This window comes from Nocardiopsis sp. NPDC007018 (genome assembly GCF_040635075.1).
Taxonomy (GTDB): Bacteria; Actinomycetota; Actinomycetes; order Streptosporangiales; family Streptosporangiaceae; genus Nocardiopsis.
The window spans coordinates 78,365-101,204 of sequence record NZ_JBEYHA010000012.1 but is presented as its reverse complement, the minus strand read 5'-3'; the positions used below and the strand labels follow the sequence as shown (position 1 = coordinate 101,204).

Genomic DNA, 22,840 nt, shown 5'->3' with positions numbered 1-22,840 from the left:
GGAGTACCGGCCGCCCCGGCGGCAGCGCCGACCCGCGCCGGTACCGCGACACGGAGTCCAGGAGGCACCCGGCACATGTTCGAGAAGATACTGGTCGCCAACCGAGGTGAGATCGCCATCCGCGCCCTGCGCGCGGGACACGAACTGGGAGCCCGCACCGTCGCGGTCTTCCCCCACGAGGACCGCCACTCCCTGCACCGGCTCAAGGCCGACGAGGCCTACCAGATCGGCGAACCCGGACACCCCGTCCGCGCCTACCTGTCCGTGGACGAGATCGTCCGCGCCGCACGCGAGGCCGGTGCCGACGCTGTCTACCCCGGCTACGGCTTCCTGTCCGAGAACCCCGCCCTGGCCCGGGCCTGCGCCGAGGCCGGCATCACCTTCGTCGGCCCGCCCGCCGAGGTCCTGGAACTGACCGGGAACAAGGCCACCGCCATCGCCGCCGCCCGGCGGGCGGGCGTCCCCGTCCTGGACTCCACCGCACCCTCCACCGACGTGGACGGCCTGGTCGACGCGGCCGAGGAGATCGGCTTCCCCGTGTTCGTCAAGGCCGTCGCCGGAGGCGGCGGCCGAGGCATGCGCCGCGTGGACACCCCCTCCGACCTCCGCGCCTCCATCGAGGCCGCCATGCGCGAGGCCGAGACCGCCTTCGGCGACCCCACCGTCTTCCTGGAACGCGCCGTGGTCGACCCCCGCCACATCGAGGTGCAGATCCTCTCCGACGGAGAGGACGTGATCCACCTCTACGAACGCGACTGCTCCGTGCAACGCCGCCACCAGAAGGTCGTCGAACTGGCCCCCGCCCCCAACCTCGACCCCGGGCTCCGCGAGCGCATGTGCGCCGACGCGGTGCGGCTCGCCCGCGAACTGGGCTACCGCAACGCGGGCACCGTCGAGTTCCTGGTGGGCCGGGACGGCCGCCACGTGTTCATCGAACTCAACCCCCGCATCCAGGTCGAGCACACGGTCACCGAAGAGGTCACCGACGTCGACCTCGTACAGTCGCAGATCCGCATCGCCTCCGGTGAGACCCTCGCCGACCTGGGCCTGTCCCAGGACGCGATCGTCCTCCACGGCGCCGCCCTCCAGTGCCGCATCACCACCGAGGACCCCGCCAACGGCTTCCGCCCCGACACCGGAACCATCAGCGCCTACCGCTCCCCCGGCGGCTCGGGCATCCGCCTCGACGGCGGCACCGCCGCCGCCGGATCGGAGGTCAGCGCCTACTTCGACTCCCTGCTGGTCAAGCTCACCTGCCGGGGCCGCGACTTCGCCACGGCCGTGAGCCGGGCCCAGCGCGCCGTCGCCGAGTTCCGCATCCGGGGCATCTCCACCAACATCCCCTTCCTCCAGGCCGTCCTGGAGGACGACGACTTCCGCCAGGGGCGGGTGACCACCTCGTTCATCGAGGAGCGCCCCCAACTCCTGACCGCTCGCCCCTCCGCCGACCGGGGCACCCGCCTGCTCACCTACCTGGCCGACGTGACGGTGAACAAGCCGCACGGCGAACGCCCCCACCTGGTCGACCCCGCCGACAAGCTGCCCGCGGTGCCCGAGGGCACGCCACCCGCCGGGTCCCGACAACGCCTGCTCGACCTGGGTCCCGAGGGTTTCGCACGGTGGCTGCGTGACTCCGACACCCTGGGTGTCACCGACACCACCTTCCGGGACGCCCACCAATCGCTGCTGGCCACCCGGGTGCGCACCCGGGACCTGCTCGCCGCCGCGCCCGCCGTCGCGCACACCCTGCCCCAGCTGCTGTCCCTGGAGTGCTGGGGCGGCGCCACCTACGACGTCGCGCTGCGGTTCCTGGCGGAGGACCCCTGGGAGCGGCTGGCCGCACTGCGCGAGGCCGTCCCCAACGTCGCCCTCCAGATGCTGCTGCGCGGACGCAACACCGTGGGCTACACCCCCTACCCCACCGAGGTCACGCGGGCGTTCGTCCAGGAGGCCTCCGCCACCGGCGTGGACGTCTTCCGGATCTTCGACGCCCTGAACGACGTCGAGCAGATGCGCCCCGCCGTCGACGCCGTCTGCGAGACCGGCACCGGGCTCGCCGAGGTGGCGCTGTGCTACACCGCCGACCTCTCCGACCCGGGCGAGCGGCTGTACACGCTGGACTACTACCTGCGGCTCGCCGAGCGGATCGTGGCGGCCGGCGCCCACGTGCTCGCCGTCAAGGACATGGCCGGGCTGCTGCGCGCCCCGGCCGCCGCACGGTTGGTGGGCGCGCTGCGCCGCGAGTTCGACCTACCCGTCCACGTGCACACGCACGACACGGCGGGCGGCCAGCTCGCCACCTACCTGGCGGCGGTCAACGCGGGCGCGGACGCGGTGGACGGCGCGGTGGCGTCCCTGTCGGGCACCACCTCGCAGCCGTCCCTGTCCGCGATCGTGGCCGCCTTCGACCACTCCGCCACCCCCACCGGCCTCTCGCTGGACGCCGTGAACGAGCTGGAACCGTACTGGGAGTCGGTACGGCGGGTGTACGCGCCCTTCGAGGCGGGCCTGTCCTCGCCGACCGGCCGCGTGTACCACCACGAGATCCCCGGCGGTCAGCTGTCCAACCTGCGCACCCAGGCCGTCGCGCTGGGGCTCGGCGACCGGTTCGAGGACATCGAGGCGATGTACGCCGCCGCCGACCGCATGCTGGGCCGCCTCGTGAAGGTCACCCCCTCCTCCAAGGTCGTGGGTGACCTGGCTCTGCACCTGGTGGGCGCGGGGGTCGCGCCCGAGGAGTTCGAGCGCGACCCGGACCGGTTCGACGTACCCGACTCCGTCGTGGGCTTCCTCCGGGGCGAGCTCGGGGTGCCGCCGGGCGCCTGGCCCGAACCCTTCCGGACCCGGGCGCTGCGCGGCCGGGGCGAGGCCCGGCCCACCGCCGTACTCACCGACGCCGACCGCGACGGGCTCGCCGAGGAACCCCGCTCCACCCTCAACCGGCTGCTGTTCTCCGGCCCCGCGAAGGAGTTCGAGGCCCACCGGGCCGCCTACGGCGACACCAGCGTGCTGGACAGCCGCGACTTCTTCTACGGGCTGCGCGAGGGTGAGGAACACGTGGTGGACCTGGAGCCGGGTGTGCGACTGCTCATCGGCCTCCAGGCCGTGAGCGAGGCCGACGAGCGCGGCATGCGCACCGTCATGACCACCCTCAACGACCAGCTCCGGCCGCTGCACGTCCGCGACCGGTCGTTGGCCTCCGACACCCCCGAAGCCGAGAAGGCCGACCGCGACGACCCCGCCCAGATCGCCGCCCCCTTCGCGGGGGTGGTCACCCCGACCGTGGGCGTGGGCGACGCGGTCGGGGCCGGGGACACGGTCGCGACCATCGAGGCCATGAAGATGGAGGCCTCCATCACCGCGCCGAGGGCCGGGGTGGTCGCGCGGGTGGCCGTCGACGGCGCCCAGCGCGTCGAGGGCGGCGACCTCATCGTCCACCTGGGCTGATCTGCGGGGCCCGGAACCGGTGGAGACCGGCCGGGCCCCGGACACCGTCCGGCGCGGCCGCGTGGTCCGGTTTCGTACGCTGTTGACCGAACCGATCACGCGGGACCGCCCGCGACGGAAGGAGCCCCCGGTGGCTGACGTGCCCGAGCGCGCACTGGTAGTGATGGCCCACCCCGACGACGCCGACTTCTCCTGCGCGGGAACCGTGGCGTTGTGGACCCGGGCCGGGACCGAGGTCGTCTACCTGATGATCACCGACGGCGAGGCCGGGGGCGACGAACTCACCCTGGACAGTTCGGAGATCGCCGCCATGCGCCGCGAGGAGCAGCGCCGGGCCGCCGCCGAGGTCGGGGTCAAGGACGTGCGCTTCCTCGGCTATCCCGACGGACGGGTGGAAGCCAACCTCGCCCTGCGGCGCGACATCTCCCGGGTGATCCGGCAGGTCAGACCGGAACGACTGGTGGTCACCAGCCCCGACCGCGACTGGGACAGCGTCGCCGCCAGCCACCCCGACCACCGGGCCGCCGGCGCGGCCGCCCTGGACGCGGTCTTCCCCGACGCCCGCAACCCGCACGCGCACCGCGAACTCCTCCACGAGGAGGGGCTGGCCCCCTGGACCGTCGGCGAGGTGTGGGTGGTCGGCGGCCCGGCACCGCACCACCACACGGACATCACCGACGTGTTCGAGCGCAAGGTGGCGGCGCTGGCCGCGCACGAGAGCCAGATCGGGGACGTCTCCGAGCTGGAGCCCATGCTGCGGCAGTGGATGGCGGCCAACGCCGCCGAGGGCGGGCTCCCGGAGGGCCGCCTGGCCGAGGTCTTCCGCATCGTCAACACCGCCTGAGCTCGCCCAGACGACGGACGAGTGCGGTGGTCTGGCCGACGACCAGACCCGCGACGGCCACCGCGTACCCCGCCCACAGGGCGGTGAGCCCCCCGGCACCGGTCAGGGGGCCCGCGGCCAGTACGAGCCCGCCGTAGAAGCAGGCGAACACGTACAGTGAGGAGGTCGTGCGGCGCAGGGCCACCAGGCCCGTGCCCGCGACCACCTGGACGCCGTCGGCGACCACCACCAGCGCCAACAGGGGCAGTACCGCCGCCATCGCCGCGCCCACCGCCGGGTCGGGGCTCACCACCCCGGCGACCGGTTCGGCAAACACCACCAGCGGCACCAGGCCCGCCACGGTGACCGGCAGCGCCAGGGCGTACCCGGCCCGCACGGTGCGGCGCGCGCGGTCCGGGTCCCCCTGCGCCACCGCCCGGGCGACCAGCGGGATCATCGACTGGCCGACCGCCAGGGCGGGGAGGAACAGCAGGTGGGCCAGGAGCACGAGGAACTGGTGGGTGGCGGCCTCCACGGCGCCCAACCGCGCCACCGCCACGACCAGGGCTCCCAGCGCCACCGACTTCACGAGAAGGGTCGCCCCCGAGGGCAGCCCCACCCGGGCGATCTCCCCCACCCGCGCCCACACCGGCGCACCGAACGCGGGCCGCGCTCCCGGCGGCAGGGCCCGGCGCACCGCGTACCCCTTCAGGACCAGTACCACCACCCCGTTGGCCACCAGGGTCCACCCCGCACCGGTCAGCCCCAGGGCGGGCAACGGCCCCAGGCCGAGGACCAACGGCGGGGTGGTCGCCAGGGCCAGCACCGCGCCGACCAGGCTCAGCGCGAGCACCGACCGGTTGCGGCCCAGGGCGACGAGCAGTGTGGTGGCGGAGGCGGTCAGCGCGGCGGTCAGCGCGTGCAGGGCCACGAACCACGGGTACACGCCCAGGGCCGCGCGGGTCTCGGCGGCCACCCCGACCGCTCCGGCGAGGGGCGGGACGCACAGCACGGCGAGAGCCGCCGCACACCCCAGGAGCAGGGCCAGCCAGACACCGTCGCGCACCACCGCGCGGAGCGCCTCGGGATCGTCCTCGTGGCGGGCCACGAACGGCATCGTCCCCCGCAGCGCGCCCTGCACCGCCATGACGGCGGACGCCAGTACGGCGGTGACGAGGGCGTGCGCGGCGAGCTGGGCGGTGTCGACCCGCCCCAGCACCACGGCGCCGACCACACCCGTGGCCAGGGTGGCGAGCATGGACAGGTAGAGAGGGAGGGCACGGGCCGCGAGTACGCGGAGCGGGGAGCGCGGGGGTGCCGGGTCGCAGGGGGCGGCGGACGGGCGGACTCTGGTCTCGGACATGAAAAAAGCCTCGGATCGCGCACCGTACGTCACGGCAGCGGATCGAGGCCCACGCCCCATATTCTACCGGCCCCCGATCCGGTCGGGGAAGACCCCTGGACACGGCGACCTATCCTCGAAGGGTGACCGACACGATCCGTCCCACAGCGGCCGCCGAGGCCGCCCGCCGTGTACGCGACGTCCTGGGCGCGGGCCCCGTGATCGCGCTGACCGGCGCCGGGATCTCCACGGACTCGGGTATCCCCGACTACCGGGGCCCCGGCTCACCGCCGCGCACGCCCATGACCTACCAGGAGTTCGTCGGCGACGCTGCCTCGCGCCGCCACTACTGGGCGCGCAACCACGTCGGCTGGCGCCGCATGGCCGGGACCGCGCCCAACGACGGCCACCGCGCCCTGGCCGAGCTCGAACGCGCCGGGCGGGTCTGCGGGGTGATCACCCAGAACGTGGACACCCTGCACGACGCGGCGGGCAGCCGCGACGTGGTCGACCTGCACGGACGCTACGACCGGGTGATCTGTCTCGACTGCCGGGCGGTGACCGGCCGCGCGGAGCTGGACACCCGTCTGACGGCTCTCAACCCCGGCTTCGCCGAGGAGGTGGCCGACGTCGAGGTGGCCCCGGACGCCGACGCCGTACTGGCCTCCACCGACCACTTCCGGGTGGCGGACTGCGCCGACTGCGGCGGGACCCTCAAACCGGACATCGTGTACTTCGGCGAGAACGTGCCCCGTGCCCGTGTCCAGGAGGCCTACGCGCGGGTCGACGGGGCCGCCGGTCTGCTGGTGCTGGGCTCCTCGCTGACCGTCTTCTCCGGCCGCAGGTTCGTCAAGCACGCCGTGGGCCAGGGGAAGCCGGTGGTGATCGTCAACCGCGGAACCACCCGCGCCGACGACGTGGCGGCCCTGACCGTGGGGCTCGGCTGCTCGGAGGTCCTGCGCGCGCTCGTGGACGCCTCGGGCCCGGAGGACTCCTGACCGTTCGACCCATCCGAAGCATGTCCTTTACTACGTAGATTCGTAGACTCCGGGGTCATCCGCCCAGGGCCAGGCGCACGCCCAGGGTGAGCATGACGACCGCGATGACCCCGTCGAGCACCCGCCAGGCCCCCGGGCGGGCGAACACCGGGCGCAGCAGCCGTGCTCCGAAACCCAGCGCGAAGAACCACACGAAGCTGCCCGTCACGGCGCCGCCCGCCCACCACCAGCGGGCCTCACCGACCTGCTGGTTGGCGACCGACCCGAGGAAGAGCACGGTGTCCAGGTACACGTGCGGGTTCAGCCAGGTGAGGGCGAGCGCGGTGAGCAGCGCCGCGCCGATCCCGGTCCGGGTGGCGAGCGCCGTCCCCGGGCCGGCCGTCGTGCCACCGTCCGCCCCCTCCCCCTCAGGGCCCGCGCCGGGCGCGCTCGCGGCCGGAACCAGCACCTGGGCCCGCCCGGGCCGCAGGGCGCGATGGGCCGCGAAGAGGCCGTACACCACCAGGAAGCCCGCCCCGAGCAGGCGGATCGCCACCATCGCCGCGGGCAGGGCCTCGACCAGGCCGCCGACGCCCACCACCCCGGCGGTGATGAGCAGGGCGTCCGAGACCGCGCAGACCAGTACCACCGCCAGCACGGCTGAGGGTCTGCCGTCGATGCCGAGGCGGAGCAGGTACGCGTTCTGGGCGCCGATGGCCACGATGAGCGCCAGGCCGGTGCCGAGCCCCATCAGTGCGGGGAGAAGGGTGTCGTTCACCCCGTCAGCCTCCACCACGCACCCCCGTACAGTAAAGCTCAACTTTTTCAGATCCCCTAAGTATTCCTTATGAGCCCACGTCAGGAGCGCCCGTTGCCCTTCCAACCCGACCACCTGCGCACCCTGACCGCCCTGGTCGAGGAGGGCACCTTCGAGGCTGCCGCCCGCCGCCTGCAAGTCACCTCCTCGGCCGTGTCCCAACGCGTCAGGACCATGGAGCAGGCCGCGGGCCAGGTCCTGGTCCGGCGTACCAACCCCGTCACGACCACCGGGGCGGGCGACGCCGTACTGCGCCACGCCCGACAGGTGCTGCTCCTGGGCCGGGAGGTGCGCGCCGAACTCGGCTCCGTCGGCGAGGAGGGCGACCACACTCGGGTGCCGCTCGCCGTGAACGCCGACAGCATGTCCACCTGGTTCCTGGAGGCCCTCTCCGACCTGCCCCCGGACCTGGGCGCCGTCTTCGAGCTGCACCGGGAGGACGAGGAGCACACCACGGGGCTGCTGCGCTCCGGCGCGGTGATGGCGGCGGTGACCTCCACGCCGGAGGCGGTCCAGGGCTGCTCCGTGGAGCCCCTGGGCGTCCTGCGCTACCGGGCGGTGTGCTCCCCGGGCTTCGCGGAGCGGCACGGCGCCACCGACCCCGGGCGGCTGCCGAACGCCCCGGTGGTGAACTTCGACCGCAGGGACGACCTCCAGGACCGCTTCCTGCGCGACCTCACCGGGGCCGGTTCGCGCGGGCCGGTCCACTATGTCCCGGCGTCGGAGGACTTCGCGCGGGCCGTTCTGCTGGGCTGGGGCTGGGGCGTGGTCCCCGAACAGCAGTGCGCCGAGGACCTGGCGTCCGGGCGGCTGGTCGCGCTGGCGCCGGACCGCCCGGTCGAGGTCCGGCTGTTCTGGCAGCGCTGGAACCTACGCTCCCCCCTGCTGGACGAGGTGACTCGCCGCGTGCGGGAGGGCGCGGCAGCCCGGCTGCGCCCCTGGGGGACGGAGCGCACCGACCCCCGTGAACAGAATTCCTGAATTCGACTGGAAGAATGGAATGCGGAGCCATTCCCTTTTCTCGGTGAATTGCTCCGTTCCCGCCCCGGAACCGCGGTTCATGTCCTAGCGTTTCCCTGCGGAGGCCACACCCGCAACCCACCCCCCCCCGGAAGGGAAACCCCACGTGGACCAGAAACGCAAGAGCCCCACCCTGCGCCGACGCCGCCTCTCACGGACCCTGCGCGCGCTCCGGGAGGGCTCCGGGAAGACGCTGCACGAGGCGGCGGCCGAGGCGGGAACGACCGCGTCGAAACTGTCCCGGATGGAGAACACCGGTGTGCAGCGGCCCTCGCCCGGCGACGTGGCGCGGCTCGCCGACGTCTACGGCGTCGGCACCGACACCCGCGAACTCCTCATGGAGCTGGTCCGCGACTCCGGCACCCGGGGCTGGTGGGACGGCCGGCCGGGCCCGCGTGACCACGCCCTCCTGCCCGACCTGGAGGCGGAGGCCGCGGCCCTGCGCGTCCACGCCCCGCACCGCGTTCCCGACCTCTTCCAGACCCCGCGCTACGCGGAGGCGGTGCTGGAGGCCAGGCCCGGCGGTACCAGGCCGGAGGCGGCCGGTCTCATGGAGGCGCACGGCCTGCGGCGGCAGCTGCTCAACGAGATCCGGCCGCCCCGGGTGACCGCGGTGGTCGACGAGGCGGTCCTGCACCGACGCGTCGGCGGCCCCGAGGTGATGCGGGAGCAGTTGGAGCACCTGGGCCACCTGGCCGTGCGCCACAACGTCACCGTCCGGGTACTACCGCTCGGCGCCCCCGGGCACCCCGCCCAGGAGGGGCCGTTCACGCTCCTGGAGTTCCCGGAGGCCGACGACGACGCCGTGGTGCACGTGGGCACGGTGAGCGCGTCCCTGTACCTGGAGGAGGAGCGCGACGTGGCCGCCCACCGCGCCGTCTTCACGGTGCTGGAGGCGGCGGCGCTGTCCGGTGAGGAGTCGGCCGCACGCGTGGCCGAGGCCGTGGACCACTGGACGCCCGCCCGGGCGGGTTGAACCCGGGCCGCCTACTCGGCGGCCCTGGAGACCTCCGGGGCCTCGGCGAGCAGCGCCAGGTCACGCTCGGTCACCACCCCGAAGTGCAGCGCCTTGTCGATCAGGACCTGTGAGCGCCACCCCTGGCCCTGCCCCCCGCCCTCCGGTTCGACCCTGAACTTGTCCTTGAGCAGGTAGTCGACCTGGGCGTTCACCGCCGCCGTGCCGATCCCCAGCCGTTGGGCCACCTGGTTCTGGGTCGGGACCGGCGGGGTGAGGCCGCGCAGCCGGGGCTCGCAGAGGGCCACCAGGACCCGGTAGTAGGTGTGCCACCGGTCCATGCGGAAGCTGTTGGCCTCGGTGCGCTCACCGGTGGTGTCCGCCCATCCGTCCCGGCTCGCACCGGCGCCGTGCGGGGACAGGACGGCGCTGCACGCCGCCGGGGCCATCACGAGGAAGCTGTGCTCACCCGTCGCCCCGGGGATGCGCACCCGGGAGGTCTCGAAGGGCACCACCATGCCGTGAGTGTTCGGCTGGACCTGGACGTACCCGGCCAACCGCTCGGTGTTCTCGACGATGTAGGCCTTGTTGGGGCTGAGGTTGCTGATCCGCCAGTGGTCCCCGTGGGAGGTGATGTCTCCGGCGTACCGGTGCACCGCGCGGTCCCCCGCCCCAAGCAGCATGTCCACGTCGCGGTCGCGGCCGCCGCGCCCGAAGGTCCGGGTCTGCCCCGGGCTCAGGTGGTGGGTGTCCATGGGGGTGTCGCTCTCGTAGTCCTGTTGGACCGTGACGACCTGGTCGACGTCGTCGACCGGGAACAGGTGCACGCTCATCTCGCCGTCTCCGGGGGGTCAGAGGAGAGGCCCGCGCGGTCGGGGCCCGCCCCCGCAGGATACTGCGCGCGGACCCGACTGGCGGGGGGAACCGGGGTCCGCCGCACGCGGGCCGCCCCGCCGTAGGTTGGTGGCGGCATCTCCCCGCCGGCACGGGGACCGCTGAGATCACCGAGGAGCACCCATGGGTCTGAACGCGACACCGGTCGACCTGGGCAGGTACGGCGTCTGGCTGAACCACCAGGTCCTCGACGAGGACGTCGCCGCCGAGATCGAGCGCCTGGGCTTCGGCGCCCTCTGGCTCGGCGGTTCGACACCGGCCGACCTGGAACCGGCCGCCACGGCCCTGGCGGCGACGTCGCGGCTGGCGGTGGCCACGGGGATCGTGAACATCTGGGCGTCCCCGGCCGAGGAGGTCGCCGACTCCTTCGCGGGCCTGGAGTCCGCCTACCCGGGGCGGTTCCTGCTGGGGCTGGGCGCGGGACACCGGGAGCTCAACGGCCCCGACGCCGTCCGACCGCTCCAGGGGATGCGGGACTACCTGGACGTGCTGGACCGCGAGGGCGTGCCCGCCGACCGCCGGGTGCTGGCCGCTCTGGGCCCGCGGATGCTCGGCCTGAGCGCGGAACGCGCCGCCGGCGCCCACCCCTACCTGGTCACTCCCGCGCACGCCCGGTTCGCGCGCGGGCTGCTCGGCGACGGCCCGCTGCTGGCGCCCGAACACAAGCTGGTACTGGGGGCCGATCCCGCGCGCACCCGGCAGGAGGCCCGCCGCGGGATGGCCTTCTACCTGGGGATGCGCAACTACGCGGCCAACCTGGAGCGGTTGGGGTACACGGAGTCGGACCTGGTGGGCGAGGGCAGCGACGCGCTGATCGACGACCTGGTCGCCCAGGGCGGCCCCGACCGGGTGGCGGCGGTGCTGCGCTCGTACCTGGACGCCGGGGCCGACCACGTGGTGGCACAACCGCTCCCCGGGGAGTGCGACCTGTTCGGCAGCCTCGCCCGGTTGGCGCCCGCCCTGGCCTCCTGAACACCGGGGGCCGGGACGGAGCGCGGTGGGAACGGGCGTGACGGGGCGGGCGGGGCGGGCCTCACTCCCGGTAGAGGTCGGCCAGGTCCTCGGCGTGGCGCTGTTCGACCACGCGGCGACGGAGTTTGAGCGAGGGGGTGAGCTCCCCGGTGTCCGCGCTCCACTCCCCCGCCAGGAGCCGGTAGCGCTTGATCCGTTCGGGGCGGCTGAGCCGGGCGTTGGCCGCCGCCACGGCGCGATCCACCTCGGCCCGCACCTCCGGGTGGTCGGCCAGCTCCCCGCCCCCGCCGTCGATCCCGCGTTCGCCCGCCCACGCCCCGAGCGTCTCGCCGTCGAGCACGAGCAACGCCACCAGGTAGGGGCGGCCGTCGCCGTGCGCGAGGGCCTGACCGATCAGCGGGTGCTCCTTGAGGGTGTTCTCCACCAGCGCGGGCGGTACGTTCTTGCCGCCCGAGGTCACGATGATCTCCTTCTTGCGGTCGGTGATCCACAGGAAGCCGTCCTCGTCGATCCGGCCCACGTCGCCGGTGGCGAACCAGCCCTCGGCGTCCGTGGCGGGCGGGACCGAGCCGTCCGGTCGGAGATAGCCCTCGAAGATCGAACGGCCCCGCAGGAGCACCTCGCCGTCCTCGGCCAGCCGCACCTCGATCCCGTCGACGGGCAGACCCACGGAGCCGAGGCGGTGGCGCCCGGGCTCCGGGCGGTTGAGGGTCGCCACACCGACGGACTCGGTGAGGCCCCACACGTCCATGACGTCCACGCCCAGGGAGGCCCAGAATCGCAGGACCCCGACGGGCATGGGCGCCGAGGCGCTGGAGGCCAGGCGCACGCGGTCGAGACCGATCCGGGCGAGCAGCGGGGTGAGCACGGTCTCGCTCGCCCGCCGGAAGCGCTCCTCCAGCTCCGCGGGAACCTCCTCGCCGCGTTCCCGGAGCCCGTGGTGTTCGGTGGCGGTCTCGCGGGCCGAGGCGACGACGGAGGCGATCTCCTCCGGTAGGGCCGCGAGGGCGGCCCGGACGCCCGAGGCCAGCTTCTCCCACACACGGGGCACCCCCACGAAGTGCTGGGGCCGGACCTCGGGCAGGACCCCGGCCAGGGCGGCCGGGTCGGCGCACATCCACACGTGGGAGGCGCGGTGGAGCGGAAGGTAGACGCTCAGCAGCCGCTCCGCGACGTGTGCGAGCGGCAGATAGCAGACGTGGCTGGGGTGGGCGGGCAGGTCCACCGCGGCGTCGAGGGCCGTAGCCTGGGCGAGGACCTGCCGGTGGGTGATGGCGGCCCCCTTGGGGTCGCCGGTGGTGCCGGAGGTGTAGACGACGGTCACCAGGTGGTCGGGGGTGAGGTCGCGCCAGCGCTCCCGGGCCGGGGAGGGCCCGGTGTCGCCCAACCGGGCGTAGGGCGTGTGGCCGCGCGCGGGGTCGGGGTCGTCGACCACGACGAGGGTGGCGAGGGCGGTACCGGGATCGGCGAGGAGCCCCTCCCAGAGGGCGGCGGACCCGGGGTCGCCGACCACGGCGAGGCGGGCCCGGCTGTGACGGCACACGTGCGCCACCTGTTGGGGTGCGGCCGTGGAGTAGACGGTGGTGGGGACCGCCCCGGCGTGGACCAGTGCCAGGTCGGAGAGCCAGTGTTCGGGCCGGTTGCCCATCATGAGCAGGACGTGGTCGCCGGGCCGCGCTCCCAGCGCCGCGTACCCCTCGGCGAGGTCGAGGACGGCCTCCCGGGCCCGCGCCCAGGTGAGGGTGGTCCAGGCGGTGTCGCCGGGTGCTCGCCAGGAGAGGGCGGGGAGGTCGGGGTACTCGCGGGCGTTGCGCCGGAGCAGTTCGGGGAGGGTGTGGTGGGTGGGGTCGTTCGCGGTGCCGGGATCGGAGGTCATGGGGGCTCCTGGAGACAGCTTCCTCGATGATGTGACCCAGAACACAGTCGAGCGTAGCACTCCGCCACCTTCCCGAGAGGGGCGAAGGAGGACCCTCCCCCACCGGTGCTACTGATGGGTAATATGTTCATGCGTAACCACTGGTAACACCTTTTCGCCCCGCCCTCCGTGTCCCCGCACGACCCCAAGGAGCCACCCCGTGCCCGACTTCTCCCTCCAGCTTCCCGAAGAGATCAGCGACGTCCGGGACTGGGCCCACGGGTTCGCCGCCGACGTCATCCGCCCGGCCGCCGCCGAGTGGGACGAGCGCGAGGAGACCCCCTGGCCCATCATCCAGGAGGCCGCCAAGATCGGCCTCTACTCCCTGGACTTCTTCGCGACCCAGGCCTTCGAGGAGAGCGGCCTCGGCATGGCCGTCACCATCGAGGAACTGTTCTGGGGCGACTCCGGCATCGGGCTGTCCATCATGGGCACCGGCCTGGCCGCCGCGTCGCTGAGCAAGACCGGAACCCCGGAACAGATCGGTGAGTGGGCGCCGCAGATGTTCGGCACCCCCGACGACGTCAAGGTCGCCGCGTTCTGCGCCTCCGAGCCCGACGCGGGCTCGGACGTCTCCGCGATCCGCACCCGCGCCGTCTACGACCAGGCCAAGGACGAGTGGGTGCTCAACGGCGTCAAGACCTGGGCCACCAACGGCGGCATCGCCCACGTCCACGTCGTCATCGCCTCCGTGGAGCCCGACCTGGGTTCGCGCGGGCAGGCCTCCTTCATCGTCCCGCCGAACACCCCCGGCCTCTCCCAGGGACAGAAGTTCGCCAAGCACGGCATCCGCGCCTCCCACACCGCCGAGGTCGTCCTCGACAACGTGCGCGTCCCCGGTGCCTGCCTGATCGGCGGCAAGGACAAGCTCGACGAGCGCCTCGCCCGCGCCAGGGAGGGTAAGCGCTCCAAGGGCCAGGCCGCCATGAAGACCTTCGAGGCGACCCGCCCCACCGTCGGCGCCATGGCCGTGGGCTGTGCGCGGGCCGCCTTCGAGTACGCCCGCGACTACTCCGTCCAGCGCGAGCAGTTCGGCCGCCCCATCGGCGACAACCAGGGCGTGGCCTTCCTCCTGGCCGACATGGCCACCCGCATCGACGCCGCCCGCCTCCTCGTGTGGCGAGCCGCCTGGATGGCCCGCCAGGGCAAGGACTTCACCCAGGCCGAAGGCTCCATGAGCAAGCTCTACGCCTCCGAGACCGCCACCTACGTCACCCAGAACGCCCTACGCATCCTGGGCGGCAACGGCTACACCCGCGACTACCCCGTCGAGCGCTGGCACCGCGACGCCTCCATCTTCACCATCTTCGAGGGCGCCAGCGAGATCCAGAAACTCATCATCGGCCGCACCGTCACCGGCCTCCCCGTCCGCTGACGCACGGGTGAGACCACGGGTGAGCGGGGAGGCTCAGGGGTGAGGAGGTGAGGCCGGTGTTCGCATGGCCCACACTCGGAGTCCTGGTCGGCATCGCCGTCCCCGTGGCGATCATCCTCCTGGTGCTGGCGATCTTCCGCATCGTCCAGGTCCAGACGGAGCGGGCCGTCCGCTCACCCGACTACTGGAGACGGCTCCCCGAAACGCGGCCCGACCCGACCGAGGAGGAACGGGACGAGGACGACCGGAACGGGGAGCCCGACGGGGACTCCGCCCGGAGGCGGACCGGCGACGACGAGTAGGCCCCGGCGGCCCGGGAACCGCTCACACGGCGCGCGCGACGGTGACGATGTCGTCCTCGGTGCCGGTGAACGGCCCCCGCGCCGCGTCTGCGTACCTCTCCGCCACCTCGAACCCGGCCCCGGCCAGGAACCGGTCGAGTTCCCCGGCCGGGGTGAAGCGCAGCGCGCCCCGGTCCACCCGGAGCGCGGTCCCGTCCCGGGTGGCGACGGTCTCGGTCAGGGTGACCACCCCGTCCGCCACCGACTCCACGCGGTGCTCCACCCGGAGCGCGCGCCCGTGGTGGTCGACCACCTCGGCGGCGTTGTCGGGGACCCACCGCTCCCAGGCGCGCGCCACCGGGTTCCGTGTACCGAACACGAACCGCCCGCCCCCACGGAGCGCCGAGCGCACCGCCTCCAACGACCGGCGCAGCTCGTGGTCGGAGACGAACTCCTGGAAGGCGTTCCCGCCCATCACGGCGAGGTCGAACTCCCCCCGCCGCTCCAGGTCCACCGCACGGGCCTCGACCCACTCCACGTCCTCCCGGGCCCGCGCTCGGCGCAGGGAAGGACCCTCCGGGTCGATGCCGAGGAGCCGTCCCGCGTGCCCCTCCCTCCGGACCCGTCGCAACAGCTTCCCGGTCCCGCATCCCACGTCCACCACGGCGTCGGCCGTCATCGCGTGGGACAGGAGGAAGTCGTCACCGGGCGCCCAGGGGTTGAGCAGGTCGTAGAGAGCGGCGAGGTCGTCGTCCGAGTAGGAGCGGGGGGAGATGGGCATAGGGGCGAGTATCGCCGCCCGGACCGCCGACCGCATCCGGTTTCCGGCGCCCCGCTACTCCTTGGAAGCGGTGGCACCCCACCAGATGTTGACGTCGGAGTCGACCGCCCACCGGTCGATGTCGCGCAGTTCCTCGTCGGAGAACTCCGTGTGCTCGACCGCCCGCAGGTTCTGCTCCAGCTGCTCCACGCTGGAGGCGCCCACGAGCGCCGTGGTGACGGTACGCGGGCCCTGGTCGCGCAGCACCCAGGAGATGGCCATCTGCGCGAGGGTCTGTCCGCGCTCGGCCGCGATCTGGTTGAGCGCGCGGGCCCGGCCGAGCACCTCCTCCGTGAGCATGTTCTCCCGCCAGCTGGGGCGCCCCACCCCGGCCCGCGAGTCCTCGGGCACCTCTCCGCCCAGGTAGCGGGAGGTGAGCAGGCCCTGTGCCAGGGGCGAGAAGGCGACCACGCCCATCCCCTCGTCCGACGCCGCCTCCAGCAGGCCGTCCTCGACCCAGCGGTTGAGCATCGAGTAGGAGGGCTGGTGCACGACCAGCGGTGTTCCGAGATCGCGCATGACGGCCGCCGCGCGGCGGGTCAGCGACGGCCCGTAGGAGGAGATCCCCGCGTACACGGCCCGGCCGGACACCACCGCCTGGTGAAGGGCGCCCATGGTCTCCTCGAGCGGGGTGTCCGGGTCCGGCCGGTGACTGTAGAAGACGTCCACGTGGTCCAGGCCCATCCGGGTGAGCGAACGGTCCAGCGAGGACAGCAGGTACTTGCGCGAGCCGCCCCGCTGGTGCGGCCCCGGACCCATCACCCACCCGGCCTTGGTGGTGATCACCAGCTCGTCGCGATAGGCGCCGAGGTCGCGGACCAGGGCCCGGCCGAAGTTGGTCTCCGCGCTGCCTGCGGGCGGACCGTAGTTGTTGGCCAGGTCGAAGTGGAAGACACCGAGGTCGAAGGCGCGGCGCAGGATGCGGCGCTGCCCCTCCAGGTCCCGGTCGTCACCGAAGTTCTGCCACAGCCCCAGCGACAGCCGGGGCAGGTTCAACCCGCTCCTGCCGCAGCCCCGGTACTCCAGAGAGTCGTACCGGTCCGCGTCCGCCACGTACGTGCCCAAACCCGTGTTCCCCTTCCACCCGCCCGGTCCGCCGTCGGACCGGCTGCGCGGTCGTCGCTAGCCGTCGATCGTGAGCTCGCCCATGCGGTCCCAGCCCTCGCCGTCGACCACGCGGCTGACGATGAGCGGGGTCTCCTTCAACAGCGGCTTCATGGCGGCCAGCCCGGCCCGGAAGTGGTCGCTGTTGACGTGGGCCTCGGCGGCCCCGTCCCGGAACGCCTCGACGAGCACGAACTCGTCGTCGCGCTCGACGCTGCGCGACCACTCGAACCACAGGTTGCCGGGCTCGGCGCGGGTGGCCGCGGTGAAGTCGGCGACCGCGTCGAGGAAACCGTCCACGGCCTCCTCCTTGGCCCGGAACTTGACGACGATCAGGATCATGCCGCATCTCCTTCGTTGTGTGCCACGGGGCGCGCGGTCGTCCCGCGCCCCCGGCCCCACTCTCCCAGAGCCCGAGGGCCGGGGCCCCGCCGGGCCGGGCACGGGCGGTGTTCGTCCCCTCACCCCGACCCGTGGCGCGCGCCGCACACGGGATCGGTACCGGGGTCGGGTCGTGGGTCGGGTCGTGCGCGCCGTGCCCGGTTGGCTCAGGCGCCGCCGAGGGTGGTGCCGGGCAGGCGGGTGGCGCGCCACTCCCCGTCCTCGTCCTCGCGCACCTCCAGGGAACCGAGTTCCTCCTCGGCGTGGACCATCTCGACGTGGGCGACCAGGGTGTCCCCGTCCAGGTCGGTGCTCACGGTGACGTCGCCGACCTCGATGGTCTCCGCGTCGGGCAGTCCGGCCGCGTAGGCGGGGAAGGCCTCGACGCAGTCCTGGCCCTCCTCACCCTGACCGGTGATCGCGGCCTGTGCGCTCTCGTCGGCGAAGGTGCAGGCCAGCTCACCGTCCGAGACGACCAGCGCGGCGACCAGGCCCTCGGCCACGGTCCGGGCGGCCCGGGTGGCCTCGGCCGCCTCCTCCTCGCCGGGCTCGCCGCCGCCCCGGGCCTCCTCCTGGACGGCCGCCTCCTCCACGGTCTCCTCGGCGGGGGCCTCGTCCGCTCCCGAGCAGGCGGTGAGCGCGAGGAACAGGGGCAGGGCACACAACAGGGTGCGTCGCATGGGGGGTCGCCTTCCGTGGTCGGACTGGGGCGGTGGGCGCCGGGTCCGGAGCGCTCCGGCCCGCCGCCGTGCCCGTGACGCACCATTGTTACCGCATTCACCCGACCGATGACCACGGGTGTCGGCCCACGGTGCCCCGTCACGTCCACGACCAGGCAAAGCATGGGCGAAGGCGCGGTTCGGCTTGACCCGGACCGGGCAGTCTCCTGCGGCACGTACCGAGCGAACGGGCGCGTTCACACCGGGTGACCAATGGAAAGGGTTCCATGACCAGTCCCGACGACGACCGCACGGCCCAACGGCGATGGGAGGCCCTGAGCCCCTTCGAACTCAAGGGACACCTGATGGATCTGGCCGGGGACGCCTCGCACAAGAGCGCCCACGCCATGCTCAACGCCGGACGCGGCAACCCCAACTGGACCGCCGCGCCGCCCCGGGAGGCGTTCTTCCTGCTCGGCCGGTTCGCCGTCCTGGAGTCCCGCCGTACCTGGAACGAGTGGCCCGCCGTCGCGGGCATGCCCGCAGCCGAGGGCGTCGGCGAGCGCTTCTCGATGTTCCTCGACCAGAACGCGGGGGAACCCGGCGCCGACCTGCTCCGCCGCGTCCTCAACCGGGTGGAACCGGGTCGCCGCGACGAGGTCCTGCACGAACTGGTCGACGGCGTCATCGGTGACAACTACCCCGTGCCCGACCGCATCCTGCCGTTCGTGGCCGAGTCGGTGCACGAGTACGTGGTGCGCGCGATGGGCGACCGGGCCCCCGCGACCCCCTACGACCTGTTCGCGGTCGAGGGCGGCACCGCCGCGATGTGCTACGTCTTCGACTCCCTCCAGGTGAACCGGGTCCTGCGCCGGGGGGACCGGATCGCGCTGATGACCCCGATCTTCACCCCCTACTTGGAGATCCCCCGCCTGGACCGCTACGACTTCGACGTGGTTGAGGTCAGCGCCTCGCGAGGCACCGAGGGCGGCTTCCACACCTGGGACTACGACGACGCCGAACTGGAGAAGCTGGCCGACCCGTCGGTGCGCCTGGTGTGCCTGGTGAACCCGAGCAACCCGCCCTCGGTGGCGCTGTCCGAGCGCTCGCTGGAACGCGTCCGCGAGATCGTGGAGCACCGCAACCGCGACCTGGTCATCGTGACCGACGACGTGTACGGCACCTTCGTGCGCGGCTTCTCCTCCCTGATGGAGGTGTGCCCGCGCAACACCCTCGGCGTGTACTCGTTCTCGAAGTACTTCGGGGCGACCGGGTGGCGGCTGGGGGTGATCGCCCTCCAGCCGGACAACGTGGTGGACGACCTGATCGCCCGCCTGGACGGTGACGACGCCGAGGCGGTACGGCGGCGGTACGCGTCGCTGTCGCTGGACGTGTCGGGGATGAGGTTCATCGACCGCATGGTGGCCGACAGCCGGTCCGTGGCGCTGAACCACACCGCCGGGCTGTCCACTCCCCAGCAGGTGCAGATGGCCCTGTTCGCCCTGTTCGCGCTCACCCACGCCGACGAGGAGTACCACGCGCCGGTCATGAGCGTCCTGGACCGGCGGCTCGCGGCGCTGTCCGAGGGCCTGGGCGTGCCCCTGCCCGCCAGCGACCGCCGCGCGGGCTACTACGTCGAACTCGACCTGCTGGCCTGGGCCGAACGCCACTGGGGGGCCGAGTTCGCCGAGTGGACGCGCGCGAACTACGAACCGGTGGACCCCGTTCTGCGCCTGGCCCGGGAGGACGGCGTGGTGCTGCTCAACGGCGGCGGCTTCGACGGCCCGGAGTGGTCCGTGCGGATCAGTCTCGCCAACCTCGACCACGGGGCCTACGAACGGATCGGCCGCGTCCTCCGGGAGATCGGCGAGGAGTACCACCAGAGGTACACCGAGGCCACCGCACGCTGAGGCTCCGACCCGAGAGGAGACCGCCGTGGGCGGTTGGATCACCGACCTGTTCGAGAACACCCCGGAGATCGCGCTCTTCACCGCGCTCGCGCTGGGATACGCGTTCGGCCGGGTGCCGTTCGGACCGATCCGTCTGGGCGGGGTGTGCGGCACCCTGCTGATGGCACTGCTGATCGGCTACCTGACCGGTGCCGAACTCAGCTCCGGAGTGCAGAACCTGGCCTTCGCGCTGTTCATCTTCGCCCTGGGGTTCAGCAGCGGACCGCAGTTCTTCGCCAACCTCAACCGGAAGGGTCTGCGCTACCTGGGTTTCCCGATCATCGAGGTGGTCTCGGTGATCCTCGTGGTGCTGGCGTTCACGGTGATCATGGGCCTGGACCAGGGCACGGCCGCCGGTCTGATGGCGGGCGGTGCCACGGAGTCGGCCGCGCTGGGGACCGCCAGCGAGGCCATCGGGCGGCTCGGGCTGTCGGAAGAGCAGACGCGCACGCTCCAGAACAACGTGGCGACCGCCTACACGGTCAGCTACCTGTGCGGGCTGGTCACCATCGTGCTGCTCACCAGCCAGATCGCGCCCAGGCTCATGCGGTTCGACCTGCGTGCGGAGTCCGCGAGACTGTGGCACCGGATGAGCGGCGGGCACGACGACCAGCCCGGCGAGCAGCCCGCCCTGCCGGACCTGGTCGGCCGGGTCTTCCGGGTGGAGGCCGGGGCCGGGCGCACGGTCGACGACCTCGCCCACGCGCTCAACGGCGCGGCGACCGTCGAGGAGCTGCGCCGAGGCGACCAGAACATGCGCCCCGAGGCCACGACCCGGGTTCGGGAGGGCGACCTGCTGACGGTGGTGGGCCGCCGGTCCGCCCTGGTCGGCGCGGAGGGGGTGATCGGCCCCGAGCAGGCCGAGGAGCCCGACGTGCGGCTGCGCTCCCTGGACGTGGTCCTCACCCACCGAAACGCGCACAACCTGCCGTTGAGCGGGATCAGGGACGTGCTCGGGCCGGGGCTGCGCGAGTCGGTCTTCGTGGAGAGGGTGACCCGCACCGAGCGGGAGCTTCCGGCCCTGCCCGGTACCGTGCTCCAGGTCGGCGACGTCCTCACGATCCTGGGGGCTCCCAGCGACGTGGAGGCGGCGGAGCGCAGACTGGGTTACCCGGTGGCGTCGCGGTACACCACCGACTTCGTCTACCTGGGTCTGGGCCTGGTGCTCGGCATCCTGATCGGTCAGATCGTGATCCCCGTGGGCAACGCGGAGCTCACCCTGGGCACGGGCGGCGGAGCCCTGCTGGCCGGTCTGGTCTTCGGGTACCTGCGGGCCAGGCGGCCCACCTTCGGGACCCTGCACCCGGCCGCCGCGGGCACGATGAAGGACCTGGGGCTGGCGACGTTCATCGCCGCCGTGGGGATGTCCGCGGGGCCGTCCGCGCTCCAGCTGGTGCAGCACTACGGGGTGATGCTGCCGCTCGCCGCAGTGCTGACCACGCTCATCCCGGCGACGGTGTCGATCCTCGTGGGGTGGAAGATCCTGCGCGTCGAGCCTCCGCTGCTCATGGGCGCCGTGGCCGGACAGCAGTGCAGCACGCCCGCGATCAGCCAGGTGCTGTCCACGGCGGGCAACTCTGTCCCGATGATCGCCTACACCATCACGTACGCGATCTCGAACATCCTGCTGCCGCTGACCGGCCCGGTCATCGTGGCCCTGGCCGGGATGGTGGTGTGACCGGGACCGGGGGGCTTGTCGCTGGGGGCCGACCTCTGGTCATATGGGGGAGGGTGACCGGCCTCACGGTATCCACTGGCGCACAGAGCACGCGCGGGCGTGCCACGGGCGGTGCGGCGCACGCGCGGGCGTGCCCGGCACCGGCCCGCCGTGCGTCCGCGCCGGAGGTGACATGTCGTACCGACTTCGCGAGGGCGCCCTCGGCGCCCGCACCACGCCCCTTCCCCCCGCCCTGGGAACGGGACTGCGACCCTTGGTGCCGCTCCTGACGGAGGAGGCCGTGGAGGCCGTGCGGCGCCGGTCCGAGGCCCACTCCCAGCCCCTGGACCACGCCCACGCGGAGTCGGTCCGGACCGTCGTCGGGGCCGCGGCGCACGCCTTCCTGGACCGGATCGAGGACGGCTCCGCGAGCGCGGGCCCGGAGGCCGGGGGTCCCGGCGGGTCCCGGGGGATCGTCCAGACCTTCCGGGAGTTCGGCGCCGGGGAGGCCCGGCAGGGGCGCACCCTGGAGTGCCTCCACACGGGGATGCGCGCCTCCTCCTCGGCGGCGTGGCGACGGCTGTCCCGCGCCGACTCCCTGGACCGGGACCAGGTCGCGGCGCTCGGTGAGGCGCTCTTCGCGTTCCAGGAGGAGATCTGCACGGCCGCCGCAGAGGGGCACGCCCGGGTGCGCGGCGCCGGGGTGGAGGCACTCCGCCGGCGCCGCTCCCGACTGTTGGGCGCACTGCTGGCCGAGTCCGGGCCCGGGCCGCAGGTCCGGGCGCTGTCGTCCCTGGCCGGGGCCGCGCGGTGGCGGATTCCCGAGCACGTCGCGGTGGCGTTGCTGCACCGGGTGGGAGCGGACGACCCGCCGACCCCTCCCTCGGACGTCCTGGTGGACCTGGACCGGTCCGAGCCGTGCGCGCTGGTGCCCGACCCCGAAGGGCCGGGCCGACTCCGGTCGTTGGAGCGGTCCCTGCGCGGGTACCGGGCGGTGCTGGGGCCAACCGTCCCGCTGGCACGCGCCCCGGAGTCGTTGGCGCGGGCCCGTGAGCTCGCCGAGCTGGTCGGCCGCGGGGCGGTGCCGGGCCGGGGGGTGCTGCGGTGGAGCGACCACCTCCCCGAGCTTCTGCTCTCGCGGGACACGGAGCTGGTGGCGGAGCTGACCCGCGTCCGGCTGGCGCCGTTGGAGGGGATGCGGGAGCAGCAGCGGGAACGCATGGCCGACACCCTGTTGGCGTGGTTGGAGTCGGGGTTCAACGCCAACGAGGCGGCCGAGCGGCTCCGCATCCACCCGCAGACCGTGCGGTACCGGATGCGACAACTGGAGGAGCTGTTCGGCGCTGGGCTCCGCGAGCCGGGAGCGCGGTTCGAGCTGGAGCTGGTGCTGCGGGCGCGTCGGCTGTTGGGATCGCTGGACCGGGGACGGCCGTTCCCGGGCTGAGCGGCGGC

General features: G+C 73.3%; 19 protein-coding genes. 11 read left to right on the top strand and 8 right to left on the bottom strand.

The annotated features are described in order from the left end of the window. Positions 1-75 precede the first annotated feature (75 nt). A complete protein-coding gene (locus ABZ635_RS09355) occupies positions 76-3,447 on the top strand; it encodes a pyruvate carboxylase (RefSeq protein ID WP_357761396.1) in 3,372 nt (1,123 codons plus the stop codon). A 130-nt stretch (positions 3,448-3,577) separates the two neighbouring features. Next, positions 3,578-4,291, top strand: coding sequence for a PIG-L deacetylase family protein (locus tag ABZ635_RS09350; RefSeq protein WP_357761393.1), 714 nt, complete (start codon positions 3,578-3,580; stop codon positions 4,289-4,291). Here the strand turns inward: ABZ635_RS09350 and ABZ635_RS09345 are convergent. Then, positions 4,278-5,633 (bottom strand): MATE family efflux transporter, encoded by a 1,356-nt coding sequence (locus ABZ635_RS09345; RefSeq protein WP_357761390.1) that lies wholly within the window; start codon positions 5,631-5,633, stop codon positions 4,278-4,280. The two genes, ABZ635_RS09350 and ABZ635_RS09345, sit on opposite strands and share 14 nt — an antisense overlap. Positions 5,634-5,755: 122 nt before the next feature. On the opposite strand from ABZ635_RS09345, the gene ABZ635_RS09340 reads away from it, so the two are divergent. Continuing rightward, entirely contained in the window at positions 5,756-6,610 is an 855-nt protein-coding gene (locus ABZ635_RS09340) for an NAD-dependent protein deacetylase (protein ID WP_357761388.1), read from the top strand. 55 nt (positions 6,611-6,665) lie between these two features. Here the strand turns inward: ABZ635_RS09340 and ABZ635_RS09335 are convergent, their stop codons facing one another. Next, positions 6,666-7,367, bottom strand: a complete 702-nt coding sequence (locus ABZ635_RS09335; RefSeq protein WP_357761386.1) for a LysE family transporter — start codon at positions 7,365-7,367, stop codon at positions 6,666-6,668. Between the two features lie 93 nt (positions 7,368-7,460). On the opposite strand from ABZ635_RS09335, the gene ABZ635_RS09330 reads away from it, so the two are divergent. Further along, positions 7,461-8,387 carry a LysR family transcriptional regulator ArgP gene (locus tag ABZ635_RS09330; RefSeq protein ID WP_357761496.1) on the top strand — a complete coding sequence of 309 codons (927 nt, stop codon included), beginning with the start codon at positions 7,461-7,463 and terminating at the stop codon, positions 8,385-8,387. Positions 8,388-8,532: 145 nt separating this feature from the next. Continuing rightward, positions 8,533-9,402: a helix-turn-helix transcriptional regulator gene (locus tag ABZ635_RS09325; RefSeq protein WP_357761383.1), complete on the top strand. Its 870-nt coding sequence runs from the start codon at positions 8,533-8,535 to the stop codon at positions 9,400-9,402. An 11-nt stretch (positions 9,403-9,413) separates the two neighbouring features. Here the strand turns inward: ABZ635_RS09325 and ABZ635_RS09320 are convergent, their stop codons facing one another. Continuing rightward, positions 9,414-10,214, bottom strand: a complete 801-nt coding sequence (locus ABZ635_RS09320) for a winged helix-turn-helix domain-containing protein (protein ID WP_357761381.1) — start codon at positions 10,212-10,214, stop codon at positions 9,414-9,416. 184 nt (positions 10,215-10,398) lie between these two features. On the opposite strand from ABZ635_RS09320, the gene ABZ635_RS09315 reads away from it, so the two are divergent. Continuing rightward, the gene (locus tag ABZ635_RS09315; RefSeq protein ID WP_357761378.1) at positions 10,399-11,247 is read left to right on the top strand and encodes an LLM class F420-dependent oxidoreductase; all 849 of its coding nucleotides are present in this window, start codon (positions 10,399-10,401) and stop codon (positions 11,245-11,247) included. A 61-nt stretch (positions 11,248-11,308) separates the two neighbouring features. Here ABZ635_RS09315 and ABZ635_RS09310 read toward each other — a convergent pair whose 3' ends face one another. Next, positions 11,309-13,123, bottom strand: coding sequence for an AMP-dependent synthetase/ligase (locus ABZ635_RS09310; protein WP_357761375.1), 1,815 nt, complete (start codon positions 13,121-13,123; stop codon positions 11,309-11,311). A gap of 199 nt (positions 13,124-13,322) precedes the next feature. On the opposite strand from ABZ635_RS09310, the gene ABZ635_RS09305 reads away from it, so the two are divergent. Both ABZ635_RS09305 and ABZ635_RS09300 read left to right on the top strand, forming a co-directional pair. Continuing rightward, positions 13,323-14,537, top strand: coding sequence for an acyl-CoA dehydrogenase family protein (locus tag ABZ635_RS09305; protein WP_357761372.1), 1,215 nt, complete (start codon positions 13,323-13,325; stop codon positions 14,535-14,537). 56 nt (positions 14,538-14,593) lie between these two features. Beyond that, positions 14,594-14,839: a hypothetical protein gene (locus ABZ635_RS09300; protein ID WP_357761369.1), complete on the top strand. Its 246-nt coding sequence runs from the start codon at positions 14,594-14,596 to the stop codon at positions 14,837-14,839. Positions 14,840-14,861: 22 nt separating this feature from the next. On the opposite strand, the gene ABZ635_RS09295 is transcribed toward ABZ635_RS09300, so the two are convergent. The 4 genes from ABZ635_RS09295 to ABZ635_RS09280 all read right to left on the bottom strand — a co-directional run bounded on the left by ABZ635_RS09295 (position 14,862) and on the right by ABZ635_RS09280 (position 17,803). Next, on the bottom strand, positions 14,862-15,599 hold the full coding sequence (locus ABZ635_RS09295; RefSeq protein ID WP_357761366.1) for a class I SAM-dependent methyltransferase: 738 nt from the start codon (positions 15,597-15,599) through the stop codon (positions 14,862-14,864). A 54-nt stretch (positions 15,600-15,653) separates the two neighbouring features. Continuing rightward, on the bottom strand, positions 15,654-16,703 hold the full coding sequence (locus ABZ635_RS09290) for an aldo/keto reductase (protein ID WP_357761362.1): 1,050 nt from the start codon (positions 16,701-16,703) through the stop codon (positions 15,654-15,656). A 57-nt stretch (positions 16,704-16,760) separates the two neighbouring features. Beyond that, positions 16,761-17,084: a putative quinol monooxygenase gene (locus ABZ635_RS09285; protein ID WP_357761359.1), complete on the bottom strand. Its 324-nt coding sequence runs from the start codon at positions 17,082-17,084 to the stop codon at positions 16,761-16,763. Between the two features lie 206 nt (positions 17,085-17,290). Beyond that, positions 17,291-17,803, bottom strand: coding sequence for a lumazine-binding domain protein (locus tag ABZ635_RS09280; RefSeq protein ID WP_357761357.1), 513 nt, complete (start codon positions 17,801-17,803; stop codon positions 17,291-17,293). 266 nt (positions 17,804-18,069) lie between these two features. Here ABZ635_RS09280 and ABZ635_RS09275 point away from each other — a divergent pair, with 266 nt between their 5' ends. From ABZ635_RS09275 to ABZ635_RS09265, 3 genes are all read left to right on the top strand, one after another. Then, on the top strand, positions 18,070-19,692 hold the full coding sequence (locus ABZ635_RS09275; RefSeq protein WP_357761354.1) for a bifunctional aspartate transaminase/aspartate 4-decarboxylase: 1,623 nt from the start codon (positions 18,070-18,072) through the stop codon (positions 19,690-19,692). Between the two features lie 25 nt (positions 19,693-19,717). Then, positions 19,718-21,409: an aspartate-alanine antiporter gene (gene aspT / locus ABZ635_RS09270; RefSeq protein WP_357761351.1), complete on the top strand. Its 1,692-nt coding sequence runs from the start codon at positions 19,718-19,720 to the stop codon at positions 21,407-21,409. A 172-nt stretch (positions 21,410-21,581) separates the two neighbouring features. Continuing rightward, complete coding sequence (locus ABZ635_RS09265; RefSeq protein WP_357761348.1) at positions 21,582-22,832, top strand: helix-turn-helix domain-containing protein; 1,251 nt, start codon at positions 21,582-21,584, stop codon at positions 22,830-22,832. Positions 22,833-22,840: the final 8 nt, after the last annotated feature.